The 12,738-nt window shown below is 75.7% G+C and carries 9 protein-coding genes and 2 pseudogenes; 7 read left to right on the top strand and 4 right to left on the bottom strand.

All coding sequences use genetic code 11. The features are described from left to right. Positions 1-25: 25 nt before the first annotated feature. Positions 26-1,294 carry a DnaJ C-terminal domain-containing protein gene (locus VGH76_RS23970; RefSeq protein ID WP_331559262.1) on the top strand — a complete coding sequence of 423 codons (1,269 nt, stop codon included), beginning with the start codon at positions 26-28 and terminating at the stop codon, positions 1,292-1,294. Next, positions 1,291-1,803 (top strand): heat shock protein transcriptional repressor HspR, encoded by a 513-nt coding sequence (locus VGH76_RS23965; RefSeq protein ID WP_331559261.1) that lies wholly within the window; start codon positions 1,291-1,293, stop codon positions 1,801-1,803. Before VGH76_RS23970 ends, VGH76_RS23965 begins: the two co-directional genes overlap by 4 nt. Before the next feature lie 12 nt (positions 1,804-1,815). On the opposite strand, the gene VGH76_RS23960 is transcribed toward VGH76_RS23965, so the two are convergent. Next, positions 1,816-3,465, bottom strand: coding sequence for an FAD-binding oxidoreductase (locus tag VGH76_RS23960; protein ID WP_331559260.1), 1,650 nt, complete (start codon positions 3,463-3,465; stop codon positions 1,816-1,818). Between the two features lie 358 nt (positions 3,466-3,823). On the opposite strand from VGH76_RS23960, the gene clpB reads away from it, so the two are divergent. Next, entirely contained in the window at positions 3,824-6,421 is a 2,598-nt protein-coding gene (gene clpB / locus VGH76_RS23955) for an ATP-dependent chaperone ClpB (protein ID WP_331559259.1), read from the top strand. Between the two features lie 149 nt (positions 6,422-6,570). On the opposite strand, the gene VGH76_RS23950 is transcribed toward clpB, so the two are convergent. Next, a complete protein-coding gene (locus VGH76_RS23950; RefSeq protein ID WP_331559258.1) occupies positions 6,571-8,220 on the bottom strand; it encodes an ABC-F family ATP-binding cassette domain-containing protein in 1,650 nt (549 codons plus the stop codon). 119 nt (positions 8,221-8,339) lie between these two features. Here VGH76_RS23950 and VGH76_RS23945 point away from each other — a divergent pair, with 119 nt between their 5' ends. The 4 genes and pseudogenes from VGH76_RS23945 to VGH76_RS23930 all read left to right on the top strand — a co-directional run bounded on the left by VGH76_RS23945 (position 8,340) and on the right by VGH76_RS23930 (position 11,508). Continuing rightward, positions 8,340-9,440: a hypothetical protein gene (locus VGH76_RS23945; protein WP_331559257.1), complete on the top strand. Its 1,101-nt coding sequence runs from the start codon at positions 8,340-8,342 to the stop codon at positions 9,438-9,440. Then, positions 9,437-10,233: pseudogene (locus VGH76_RS23940) on the top strand (SDR family NAD(P)-dependent oxidoreductase). The gene VGH76_RS23945 and the pseudogene VGH76_RS23940 overlap by 4 nt, the downstream one beginning before the upstream one ends. A 37-nt stretch (positions 10,234-10,270) precedes the next feature. Then, positions 10,271-10,858 (top strand): orotate phosphoribosyltransferase, encoded by a 588-nt coding sequence (pyrE, locus tag VGH76_RS23935; RefSeq protein ID WP_331559256.1) that lies wholly within the window; start codon positions 10,271-10,273, stop codon positions 10,856-10,858. Next, positions 10,855-11,508, top strand: coding sequence for an RNA methyltransferase (locus tag VGH76_RS23930; protein WP_331559255.1), 654 nt, complete (start codon positions 10,855-10,857; stop codon positions 11,506-11,508). Before pyrE ends, VGH76_RS23930 begins: the two co-directional genes overlap by 4 nt. 2 nt (positions 11,509-11,510) lie before the next feature. On the opposite strand, the gene VGH76_RS23925 is transcribed toward VGH76_RS23930, so the two are convergent. Together VGH76_RS23925 and VGH76_RS23920 are read right to left on the bottom strand one after the other, a co-directional pair. Next, positions 11,511-12,257: a DedA family protein gene (locus VGH76_RS23925; RefSeq protein ID WP_331559254.1), complete on the bottom strand. Its 747-nt coding sequence runs from the start codon at positions 12,255-12,257 to the stop codon at positions 11,511-11,513. 42 nt (positions 12,258-12,299) lie between these two features. Then, positions 12,300-12,738 (bottom strand): annotated as a pseudogene (locus VGH76_RS23920) (hypothetical protein); the annotation flags it as partial.

Raw genomic sequence — 12,738 nt, 5'->3', positions numbered from 1 at the left:
TCGCGGGAGGGAGGACGAACCCACGATGGCGAATCGTGACTGGCTCGAGAAGGACTTCTACCGCGAGCTCGGCGTCGACAAGGACGCCTCGCAGGACGACATCAAGAAGGCCTACCGCAAGATCGCGCGGGAGAACCACCCCGACACCAAGCCCGGCGATGCCAAGGCCGAGGCGAAGTTCAAGGCCGCGGGCGAGGCCTACGGGGTCCTCTCCGACCCCGAGAAGCGCAAGGAGTACGACGAGGCCCGCAGCCTGTTCGCCGGTGGCCGCTTCGGCGGCCTCGGCGGGGGCGGGTTCGGTGGCCGCGGCGCGGGCACCGGGGCCACCGGCGGCTTCGACGTCAACGACCTCTTCGGCGGCGGCCGGTCCGGGGGCGCGGGCGGTGGCCTCGGTGACCTGCTCGGCGGCATCTTCGGCGGCATGGGCGGGGCCGGCACCACGACCGACCCGACCGGCGGCGTGGGCGGCATGGGCGGAGGTCTCGGCGGGACGACGAGCCCGCGCCGCCGCCGCGGCGCCGACGTCGAGACCGAGGTCCGCATCGACTTCGCCGAGGCCGTCAACGGCGCGACGCTGCCGTTGCGGCTGACCTCGCCGATGCGCTGCGGGACGTGCGAGGGCTCGGGCGCCAAGCCGGGCACCACCCCGCGGACCTGCCCGCGCTGCGGCGGTGCCGGGCTCGTCTCGCGCAGCCAGGGCGCGTTCGCCTTCAGCGAGCCCTGCCCGGACTGCCGCGGGACCGGTCACCTCGTCGACGACCCCTGCCCGGAGTGCGGCGGCGACGGCGTCAGCTCGCGCCCCCGGACGCTGACCATCCGCATCCCGGCGGGCGTGGAGGACGGCAAGCGCATCCGCCTCGCCGGCAAGGGGCAGCCCGGCCCGAGCGGCGGGCCCTCCGGTGACCTCTACGTCATCGTGCACGTGGCCCCCGACGCCGTGTTCGGTCGCTCGGGCAAGAACCCCGACGACCTCACGCTGGCCCTGCCCGTCACCTACCCGGAGCTCGTCCGGGGCGCCACCGTCACCGTGCCGACCCTCGACGGCCGCATCTCGCTCAAGGTGCCGCCGGGCAGCTCCGCCGGCCGCACGCTGCGGGTCCGCGGACGCGGGGTCAAGCGCAAGGACGCCACCCCCGGGGACCTGCTCGTCACCCTCGAGCTCGCCGTCCCCTCCCGGATCTCCGCCGAGGCCGACGAGGCCCTCGACGCGTACGCCCGCGCGACGGCCGGCGAGGACCCCCGCGCCCACCTCCTGGATCGGGCGGAGGCCGGTCGCAGGGAGGCGGCGTCGTGAGCGCGCGGCGAGGGGCCCGGGGTGCCGACGGGACCGCGGGCGGCTCGTCGATCCCCGGTCTGCCGGCGTGGGCCGACGAGGACACCCCGGTCTTCGTCATCTCCATCGCCGCCGAGTTCTCCGGCATGCACGCCCAGACGCTGCGCTCCTACGACCGCATCGGCCTGGTCCGCCCCGGCCGGGCGAGCGGCGGCGGACGCCGCTACTCGGTGCGCGACATCGCGCTGCTGCGGGAGGTGCAGCGGCTCTCGCAGGAGGAGGGCGTCAACCTCGCGGGCATCAAGCGGATCATCGAGCTCGAGCGCGAGGTCGACCAGCTGACCGACCGGCTCGCCGAGGTCACCGACGAGCTCGCCCGCGCCCAGGTCCGGCTCCAGGCGCTCTCCGAGCAGCGCGGCGGCCGCGGTGACCTGCTCCCGGTGCGGCGCACCCAGTCCGTCGTCGTCTGGCAGCCGGGCCGCCGGTCGGGCCGCCCGGAGCCCGAGCAGCCGGAGGAGGACGAGACCTGACCCGCCGGGTCGTCAGTCCTCGTCGTCCTCGGTGAAGGGGTCGTAATGGATCCGGTCCAACGGGACGCCGTCGACCAGCAGCGCGGCCGTGGTCGCCCGGATCATCTCGGGGGACCCGGCGATCACGACGTCGTGTTCGAGCCACGGCCCGGAGCGGGTGACCGCCTCCACGACGGTGCCCGGCGCGAGCTCGAGGTCCAGCGGGTCGGACTCGCAGGCCCCCACCACGGCCAGCCACGGCGCGTCCTCGGCGATCACGGCGAAGTGGTCCAGCGAGTGCAGGTCCTCCGGGGTCCGGCCGCCGACGACGACCGTGGTGGGTCGGACGTCGACGCCCCGGGCGGCCTGGGCGTGGAGGTCCTCGCAGAGCGCCAGCGCGACGGCGGCACCCGTGCCGCCCGCGACGACGAGCAGCTCCCGCTCGGCGGCGGCGTCGGCGGTGAGGTCGCCCTCGGCGGGCCCGATGTTCCAGCGCTCTCCGCACTGGCTGTGCGCGACGATGCTGCGGCTGACCCAGCCACCCTGCACCGCCCGCACGTGGAACTCGAGGTGGCCGTCCGCGCGGGGCGCCCCGGCGGGCGTCAGACGCCGCCACATCCGCGGGCGCTGCGGCACCTCGACGGTGACCCACTGCCCGGGCCGGTAGTCGACGAGGGTGTCGGGCGCGACCGTCACGACGGCGAGGTCCCAGCTCAGCCGCCGGTGGGCCACGACGGTGCCGGTGACGACGCCGGGCAGGGTCGCCGCCCGACGTCGGGCGGGCTCGGCCGCCAGCGAGTACGCCAGGACCCAGGCGGCGTCGGCGCCCGGCGCCCACAGCTCGCCGGCGAACTCCCGCACCGCCCCGACGAGGGCGACGCCGACGGGCTCGTCGGCGGTCGCGTCGAGGCCCAGCGCGCGGGTCTCCTTGGCCAGCCCGCCGACCGCGGCCGCGAGCTCCTGCGGCCGGTCGACCGCGGACATCGCGGCGATCGCCGCCCGCAGCAGGCGCCGTGCCGCGCGGTCGGCCTGGGTGGGGAACTGCGCGCGCAGCCCGGGTGCGAGGCTGAACAGCAGCGCCGCGAACCAGTGCGCGAGGTCGGCCTCCTGGTCGTCGAGGCGGGACCAGATGGCGCGCACGGCCTCGCCGGCCAGGGCCACGTCGGAGCGCGGCGCCGTCAGGGGGGTCGTGACGCCGGGGCGGACCGCGGGGGCCGCGGCGGTCGGCGCGGGCTCGGCCCGGGTCGGCCGGGGCTGCTCGGCGGGACCGGCGGCCGGGACCTCGCGGGTGAGGGCCTCGGGGGCCTGCTCCTCGGGGGCCTGCTCCTCGGGGGCCGGGGCCTCGGGGGCCGGGGCCTCGGGAGCGGGGGCCTCGTCGGGTGCGGGCTCCGCGGGGACCCGCGGCACGATGGTGGTTCGGGCGTCGTCGGGGACCTGGCGCGGGGCGGACGCCACCGTGCGCGGAGCGGGCGAGGGCAGCGGGGCGGTCGGCGGTGCCTCGGGGGGCGGGGGCACCGTGGGCGGCGGAGCCAGAGCGGTGGGGCGGGCCGCGGCCGGGACCAGACGCAGCACACGGCCGGGCTCGGACCCACTGGCCGGGGGCACGGGGCCGGCGGGCGGTGGGGGGTCGGCGGGGCGCTCGGCGCGGGCGGGGGCCTCGTCCCCGCTCGTGCCCTCGCGCACAGCCCTACCCCTCGGCACGGCTGGGCCGATCGGCTCGGCAGCTTCCGCCGACATGCCGAACTCCCCTCGTCGCCCGGCGAAGTCCCGTCCCTCGCCTGGGTCGGGGCCATCATGACAGAGCGTGCCGCGCGACAGCCAACCGTCCCCGAATCGTCACTCACAGTGCTGACCGGGATGTCCGGAACGTCGAAACCACCATGAGTTGAGCGGAAGAGACTCAACTCTCGGGGCGTTGCCCCGGGAGAAGGGTCACCGAGCACGCGTCCCGGCGCGTCGAGGACCGACCCACCCCCCGACCCCGCACGATCACCAGCACGCGAGACCCGGCCACCACCGGGTCACCAGAAAGGCCACGCAGATGGACTTCTCGCCGACGACGCGCACCCAGCAGGCGGTGTCCGCCGCGGTCCGCACCGCCACCGCGTCGGGGAACCCGCAGGTGTCCCCGGCCCACCTCGTCGTCGCCCTCCTCGACCAGACCGACGGCATCACCACGCCGCTGCTCAAGGCGGTGTCGGCCGACCCCGCGGCGGTCCGCGGAGAGATCGAACGGCTGATCGCCTCGATGCCGAGCGCGACCGGGTCCAACGTGTCCGCGCCGCAGTTCGACGGCGACTCGGCGCGCGTGCTGACCCACGCCCAGCAGCTGGCCGCCGACATGGGCGACGAGTACGTCTCCACCGAGCACCTGCTGGTCGGTGCCGCCGCCGCGGGCGGGCGCACGAGCGAGATCCTCAAGCGTCACGGCGCCACCCCCGAGGCGCTGCAGGAGGCCTTCGGCAAGGTCCGGGGCTCGGGGCGCATCACCTCGGCCGACCCCGAGGGCACCTTCCAGGCCCTGGAGAAGTACGGCCAGGATCTCACCGAGCGTGCCCGCTCCGGCGCGCTCGACCCCGTCGTCGGGCGGGACGCCGAGATCCGGCGCGTGGTGCAGGTGCTGTCGCGGCGCACGAAGAACAACCCGGTGCTCATCGGCGAGCCCGGCGTCGGCAAGACCGCGATCGTCGAGGGCCTCGCGCAGCGCATCGTCGCGGGCGACGTCCCCGAGTCGCTGCGGGACAAGAAGGTCGTCGCGCTCGACCTCGGCTCGATGGTCGCGGGCGCCAAGTACCGCGGGGAGTTCGAGGAGCGGCTGAAGGCCGTGCTGGGTGAGATCACCGACTCGGCCGGCCAGGTCATCACCTTCATCGACGAGCTGCACACCATCGTCGGCGCCGGCGCGACCGGCGAGTCCGCGATGGACGCCGGCAACATGATCAAGCCCATGCTCGCGCGCGGCGAGCTGCGGATGGTCGGCGCGACGACGCTCGACGAGTACCGCAAGCACATCGAGTCCGACCCGGCGCTGGAGCGCCGCTTCCAGCAGGTCCTCGTCGGGGAGCCGTCCGTCGAGGACACCGTCGGGATCCTGCGCGGGCTCAAGGAGCGCTACGAGGTCCACCACGGCGTGCGCATCACCGACGCCGCGCTCGTCGCCGCCGCCACCCTCTCCGACCGCTACATCACCGCGCGGTTCCTGCCCGACAAGGCGATCGACCTCGTCGACGAGGCCAGCTCGCGGCTGCGCATGGAGATCGACTCGCGGCCGGTGGAGATCGACGAGGTGGAGCGCGCCGTGCGCCGCCTCGAGATCGAGGAGATGGCGCTGGCCAAGGAGTCCGACGCCGCGTCGGCCGACCGGCTGGTCGCGCTGCGCGCCGAGCTGGCCGAGAAGCGCGAGGAGCTCGACGCGCTGACTGCCCGCTGGACCGGCGAGAAGGAGTCCATCAACTCCGCCCGCGACCTCAAGGAGCAGCTCGAGGCGCTGCGCGGGGAGTCCGAGCGCGCCGAGCGCGACGGTGACTACGCCAAGGTCGCCGAGCTGCGCTACGGCCGGATCCCGGCCCTGGAGAAGGAGCTCGAGGCCGCCGACGAGGCCTCGGCCGCTGCCGGCCCCGTCATGCTCAAGGAGGAGGTCGGGCCCGACGACGTCGCCGACGTCGTCTCCGCCTGGACCGGCATCCCGGCGGGGCGCCTGCTCGAGGGCGAGACCCAGAAGCTGCTGCGCATGGAGGACGAGCTCGGCCGCCGCGTCGTCGGCCAGGCCGAGGCGGTGCGCGCGGTGTCCGACGCGGTGCGCCGCACCCGGGCCGGCGTCTCCGACCCGGACCGGCCGACCGGCTCGTTCCTCTTCCTCGGGCCCACCGGGGTCGGCAAGACCGAGCTGGCCAAGGCGCTGGCGGCGTTCCTGTTCGACGACGAGCGGGCCATGATCCGCATCGACATGAGCGAGTACGGCGAGAAGCACTCGGTCGCGCGGCTCGTCGGGGCGCCCCCCGGCTACGTCGGCTACGACCAGGGCGGCCAGCTCACCGAGGCCGTCCGGCGCCGGCCGTACTCGGTGGTGCTGCTCGACGAGGTGGAGAAGGCCCACCCGGACGTCTTCGACGTGCTCCTGCAGGTCCTCGACGACGGCCGCCTCACCGACGGCCAGGGCCGCACGGTCGACTTCCGCAACACGATCCTCGTGCTGACCTCGAACCTCGGCTCGGCGGCGCTGACCGACCCGTCGCTCGACGACGCCGGGCGACGCGAGCGGGTCATGGAGGTCGTCAAGCGCTCCTTCAAGCCCGAGTTCCTCAACCGGCTCGACGACGTCGTGGTGTTCCACGCGCTCTCGACCGAGGAGCTGACGTCGATCGTCGACATCCAGGTGCAGCGGCTGGCCTCCCGACTCGCCGGTCGCCGGCTCACCCTGGAGGTCAGCGAGGCCGCGAAGGAGTGGCTGGCGCTGCAGGGCTTCGACCCCGTCTACGGGGCGCGGCCGCTGCGCCGGCTGGTGCAGTCCGCGATCGGGGACCAGCTCGCCCGCGAGCTCCTCGGCGGCGAGGTCCGTGAGGGCGACACCGTGCGGGTCGACCTCGACAAGGACGCCGACGTCGGGGCGGGCACGCTCACGGTGTCGCGGGCCGAGTAGGGCCGGCCCCCGGTTTTCCGAGCGAAGGGCACCTTCGGTCGACTAGATCGGCCGAGGGCGCCCCTCGCCGGAACCGCCGGCCCGGCCCGGATTCCGACCGAGGGGCACCTTCGCTCGATCCATCTGAGCGAGGGTGCCCTTCGGTCGGTTCAGAGTTCCCGCACCTGCCCGGCCTCGACGTGCCAGTGCCGCGTCGTCGACACCGCCGCGAGCATCCGGCGGTCGTGGGTGACCAGCAGCAGGGTCCCCTCGTACGCGGCGAGCGCCGACTCCAGCTGCTCGATCGCGGGGAGGTCGAGGTGGTTGGTCGGCTCGTCGAGCACCAGCAGGTTGACCCCCCGGGCCTGCAGGAGGGCGAGCGCGGCGCGGGTGCGCTCGCCGGGGGAGAGCGAGTCGGCGCTGCGGTGCACGTGCTCGGCGCCGAGCCCGAACTTCGCGAGCAGGGTCCGCACCTCGGCGGTGGGCCACCGGTCGACCTCGGGCTCGCGGGAGAAGGCATCCAGGAGCGACGTCCCGGACGACAGCACCTCCCGCGCCTGGTCCACCTCCCCGACGACGACCCCGGACCCCAGCGATGCCGACCCGGCGTCGGGGGCCAGCCGGCCCAGCAGCAGGGCGAGCAGCGTCGTCTTCCCCGCGCCGTTGGCGCCGGTCACCGCCACCCGATCGCCGTAGTCGAGCTGCAGCGTCACCGGCCCCAGCCGGAACGGGCCCCGCCACACCACCGCCCCGGACAGGGACGCCACCACCGTCCCCGACCGCGGGGCCGCCGCGATCGCCATCCGCAGCTCCCACTCCTTGCGGGGCTCCTCGACGACCTCGAGCCGCTCGATCCGCCGCTGGGTCTGCGAGACCTTCGAGGCCTGCTTCTCGGTGGCCTCCGCGCGGAACTTGCGGGCGTTCTTGTCCGAGTCGGCCTTCGCGCCCTTGCGGCGGGCGTTCCGGACGCCGTGCTCGAGCCAGTTGCGCTGCTCGTGCATCCGCGACGTGAGGGCCTCGCGCTTGTCCGCGTACTCGTCGTAGGCCTCGCGCGCGTGTCGGCGGGCCACCTCCCGCTCCACCAGGTACGCCTCGTACCCGCCGCCGTAGCGCGCCACCTGCTGCTGGGCGAGGTCGAGCTCGACCACCTCGGTGACGGTCCGCGCCAGGAACTCGCGGTCGTGGCTGACCAGCACCGTCGGGGCGCGCAGTCCCCGCACGAAGCGCTCCAGGCGCTCCAGGCCGGCGAGGTCGAGGTCGTTGGTCGGCTCGTCGAGCAGGAACAGGTCGAAGCGGGCGAGGAGCAGCGCCGCCAGGTTCACCCGCGCCGCCTGGCCGCCCGACAGCGCCGTCATCGGCGTCCCGTCGGCCAGGGCGAGCCCGAGGTCCTCGGCGACCGCCGGGACGCGCTCCTCCAGGTCGGCCCCGCCGAGGGCGAGCCAGCGCTCGAGCGCGTCGGCGTAGCGCTCGTCGGCGCCCGCCTCGCCCTCGCCGAGCGCCGCGGTGGCGGCGTCCAGCTCCGCCTGCGCAGCGCCGACCCCGGTCCGGCGGGCGAGGAACCCCGCGACCGTCTCACCGGGCCGTGGCGCCGGCTCCTGGGGCAGGTACCCGACGGTGGCCGTGGGCGGCGCGAGCTCGACGGTGCCGGTGTCCGGCGCCGTGCGCCCGGCGAGGATGCGCAGCAGGGTGGACTTGCCCGCGCCGTTGGCCCCGACGAGGCCGACGACGTCGCCCGGGGAGACGGTGAGGTCGAGCGCGGAGAAGATCGTCCGGGCGCCGTGCGTGGCCGAGACGCCCCGCGCGACGAGGGTGGCGCTCACCCGATCGACCCTAACCGCGCCGGCACCGCCCCTGAGCAGGCGCGTCGCCGGAGAGAAAGGCGACCGCGCCCCGAGTGTCGTCCGCCGGTGGGGTCGGGGGCAGGCCGTACGCTCGCCGGGTGCCTGCCTGGATCTGGTTCGTCGTGGCGCTCGTCGCCGCAGCCGGCGGCGCGCTGCTGCTCTGGTACGACCGCGCGCGCCCGTCCCGCCGGGGCAACGGCCGGCGTGACTGGGCGGCGGCGAAGGGCTGGGAGTTCACCGACGCGCTGTCCTCGCCGCCGCACGCCTGGCGCTACGGCACGCTGCGCGGCGAGGGCCCCCGGGCGGCGTACGACGTCGCCACCGGCGCGGTGCCCGGCCCCGGCGGTCGCCGGCTGGGCTGCATCTTCGATCAGGAGCAGGACGGCGTGACCGTCGCGACGGTCGCGGCGGTGCGGGGCACGATCGCGGTGCCGGTCGCGATCGAGCTGCGGCTGCCCGAGTCGCCCCGGCCCGACGACGACGAGCTGGACAACCTCGGGCAGGTCGGGCGCCGCTACGCGTTCGTCAGCAACGCCCTCGAGGGCCGCAAGCTGCTGACCCGTCAGGTCACCGACGCGGCCGACCGGGTGGGCGCCGACGTCCCGCTGGTGTGGGCCGAGGACACCTGGGTGCTGGCGTCGATCGAGCCCGAGGCCGCCCCGGACCGTGTCGAGGGCCTCATCGAGTCGCTGGTCGACGTGTCCGCTGCGATCAAGGAGGCCGTCGAGGGCGGCGGCTCGCCCGGGTCCGGCGCCGCCGGCAGCCCCGCCGACGAGGCCCCGACGGCCGTCGTCGCCGGGCGGGCGCGCGAGGGCCCCGCCGTCGACGAGGCCCCGACGACGACGGGGCGCGGCACCCGCGAGGACGAGGCACCGACCACGACGGTGCCGCGCGCCACGGACGAGGCCCCGACCACCACCCTCGGCGGTCGCGGACCGGGCCGGGGAGCGGGCCGGACCGCCGGTGCCCGCGACGAGGACGAGGACCTCGAGTACGACGAGGAGCTGGAGCGGTTCGCCTCGGGCGACGAGGACTCGGGCCCCTTCACCCGCGGCGGCTCGGAGCCCACCCACCGCGACCGCCCGGGCGACATCCCCTACGACCTCGAGCAGGACGACCCCGGTTCCGACGCGCCGTCGGAGGGCCCGCGGTCGTCGAAGGGCGCCACCTGGCGCAGCGGCCCGTTCCGCGGGCGATGACAGGGACGATCACCCGGCCGGTCGCGCTCGTGACCGGCGCCAGCTCGGGGATCGGCGCCGAGTTCGCCGAGCAGCTCGCGGGCCGGGGGTACGACCTCGTGCTCGTGGCGCGCGACGAGGCCCGCCTCGACGCGCTGGCCCGGCGGCTCGGGGAGCGCGGCGCCCGGACGCAGGTCCTCGTCGCCGACCTCGCCGACCCGGCCGCGCGCGCCCGCGTCGAGCGCCGCCTCGCCGAGCCCGGCGACGACGAGGCCCCGGTCGACCTGCTCGTCAACAGCGCCGGCTACGGCACGGCGGGCGAGTTCACCAAGACCGCCCCGGCCGTGCTCGCGGCCAACCACGAGGTCAACGTCACCGCCGTGATGCTGCTGTGCCGGGCCGCGCTGCCGGGCATGGTCTCGCCCGCGGCCGGGGTGGAGTCGTCAACCTGTCGAGCGTGGCGGGGTTCCTGCCCGGCCGCGGCTCGGTCTACGGCGCGGGCAAGGCCTACGTCACCGCGCTCTCGCAGAACCTCTTCATGTCGGTGTACGGCACCGGGGTGCACGTCATGGCCCTGTGCCCGGGCTACACGAAGACCGAGTTCCACCAGCGGCTCGGGCAGGGCCGGCCCGGCCCGGGGTTCCTGTGGCTGGAGGCCGACCGGGTGGTGGCCGACGCGCTCGCCGACTTCGACCGGCGCCGGGAGCTCTCGGTGCCGAGTGCGGTGTACAAGGCGATCGTGGCCGGCAGCCGGCTCGCCCCGCTGCGGCTCGTCCAGCGGCTCGCCCGGCGCAGCGCCTCCGGCCGGGGCTGAGCGGACCCGTGTCCGTCTCGGGCGGACAATGGCGCCCATGAGCGACGCCACGACCACGCGGGCCGCCGTCGGCGGCGGCCCGGACGTGGATCCCGCCGCCCGCGACCGTCTCGCCGCCCTGGCCCGCGAGCTCGCCGTCGTGCACGGCCGCGTCACGCTGTCGTCAGGCCGGGAGGCCGACTACTACGTCGACATGCGGCGGATCAGCCTCCACCACGAGGCCGCTCCGCTGATCGGCCGCCTGCTGCGGGAGATGACGGCGGACTGGTCCTACGACGCTGCCGGGGGGCTGACGATGGGCGCCGACCCGGTGGGCGCGGCGATCATGCACGCCCCCGGACCGCCGGTGGACGCGTTCGTCGTGCGCAAGGAGGCCAAGGCCCACGGCATGCAGCGGCGGATCGAGGGACCCGACGTGGCCGGCCGGCGCGTCCTCGTCGTGGAGGACACCTCGACCACCGGCGACAGCCCCGTGACGGCGCTGGACGCGCTGCGGGAGGCAGGCGCCGAGGTCGTGGGCGTCGCGACGATCGTGGACCGGGCCACCGGCGCGGCCGAGGTCATCGAGGGGCGCGGCGTGCCCTACCGCTCGCTGCTCGGCCTCGCCGACCTCGGCCTGGGGTGACCGACCCCGGCGAGGACGCTCCCGGACCCACCGAGTGGAGCGCCGGGGAGGTCGGCGTCGGCCCGTGGCCCGGCGGGCCCGAGGCGTGGCCGGCGGACCCGCGGCTGGATCCGGAGCTGCTCAGGGCCGGTGACCGGCGCAACGTCGTCGACCGGTACCGGTATTGGCGGCGGGAGGCGATCGTCGCCGACCTCGACGGCCGCCGGCACCCCTTCCACGTCGCGATCGAGAACCTGCGCCACGACGCGAACATCGGAACCGTCGTGCGCACCGCCAACGCGTTCCTGGCCGCGGCGGTGCACATCGTCGGACGACGCCGCTGGAACCGGCGAGGTGCGATGGTCACCGACCGGTACCAGCACGTCATGCACCACCCGGACGTCGCCGATCTCGCCGCCTGGGCCCGCGCCGAGGGGCTCACGGTGGTCGCGGTCGAGAACGGGCCCGGCGCGGAGCCGCTGGAGACCACCGAGCTCCCGCGCCGGTGCGTCCTGCTCTTCGGGCAGGAGGGTCCCGGGCTCACCCCGGAGGCGGCCGCCGCGGCGGACCGGGTGGTGTCGATCGCGCAGTTCGGCTCCACCCGGTCGATCAACGCGGGAGTGGCGGCTGGGATCGTCATGCACGCGTGGGTGCGCGCCCACGCGACCTGAGCTCAGCGCTGCGGCGGGCGCGGGATCCGGGTGGTCGGCGCGTCGTCGTTCGCGCCGTCGAGGGTCTCCTCGGCCAGGTGCGAGGCCCCGAGCTTGCGCTCGCGGCGGGCCTGCAGGGCCTCGATCCCGATGGGGACGAGGGAGAGCAGGACGACCAGGATCAGCATCGCCTCGATGTTGTTCTTCACGACGTCGAACTGGCCGAGCACCGCCCCGAGCAGCGTCACGCCGACGGCCCAGGCCACCGCGCCGATCGCGGAGAACACCAGGAACCGGCGGGCCGCCATGCGCCCGACGCCCGCCATGACCGTGATGAAGGTCCGCACGATGGGCACGAACCGGCCGAGCACGATGGCCCGGTTGCCGTACTTGTCGAAGAACTTCTGGGTCCGGTCGACGTTCTCGCGCTTGAACAGGCGGGAGTTCGGCTTGTCGAAGATCGCCGGGCCGGCGGCACGGCCGATGTAGTAGCCGCACACGTTGCCCGCGAACGCGGCCACGGCGAGCACCGCGCACACCAGCCACAGTGGGGCCCCGATGAGGCCGGTGGTGGCCGCGAGGCCCGTGATGAAGAGCAGTGAGTCACCGGGCAGGAAGAACCCGACGAGCAGACCGCACTCGGCGAAGATGATGAGGGCCACGCCCAGCAACGCCCAGGGGCCGAGGCTGGAGATGATGTAGCTCGGGTCCAACCACTGCGGCCCGAGGGCGAGGTACGTGGTGGCGTCGGCGGGCGGCACGTCGACCACGGTACTGGCCGCGCGTGAGACGACGATGTGCGCCCGGGGGGCTCAGGCCGGCAGCAGCAGCGACAGCACGCCGATGGCGCCGCCGACGACCCCGCCCGCGAGCACCGCGACGGCGCTCCACCAGGCGACGGTGACCGCGCTCCACGGCACGTAGCCCGTGGGGGCCGCGCCTGCCGGGGCGGGCCGCGCCGCGGGCGGGGGCAGCGGCCCGTAGCCGTAGCCCGGTCCGGGAGCACCCGGCGCCGGGGCGGTGCGCACCGGAGTCGTGGGCGGGGCGGGCGGCATCGGCCCCCGTGCGTAGCCCGGCGGGGGGAACGCCCCGGAGCGCGGCGCCGGCACGTCGGGGCGCGGTGCGTGCTCCGTCGGGACCCCGTCGGGACGGGCCTGGTCGGGACGGACCTGGTCGGGACGGGGCTGGTCGGCACGGACCTCGTCCGCGGCCTGCTCGGGGCGCCGGACGCGGCCGAGGGGGCGGAACCGC

It is taken from the genome of Actinomycetospora sp. (assembly GCF_036497585.1).
In the GTDB taxonomy this organism is placed as follows: Bacteria; Actinomycetota; Actinomycetes; order Mycobacteriales; family Pseudonocardiaceae; genus Actinomycetospora.
The sequence above is the reverse complement of the archived record's forward strand: the minus strand, read 5'-3'. Positions and strand labels throughout refer to the sequence as shown.

Excerpts from the sequence above, each read along its gene's own strand:
- clpB (WP_331559259.1), top strand. The coding sequence starts at position 3,824 with ATGGACTTCTCGCCGACGACGCGCACCCAGCAGGCGGTGTCCGCCGCG.
- pyrE (WP_331559256.1), top strand. The coding sequence starts at position 10,271 with ATGAGCGACGCCACGACCACGCGGGCCGCCGTCGGCGGCGGCCCGGAC.
- VGH76_RS23970 (WP_331559262.1), top strand. The coding sequence starts at position 26 with ATGGCGAATCGTGACTGGCTCGAGAAGGACTTCTACCGCGAGCTCGGC.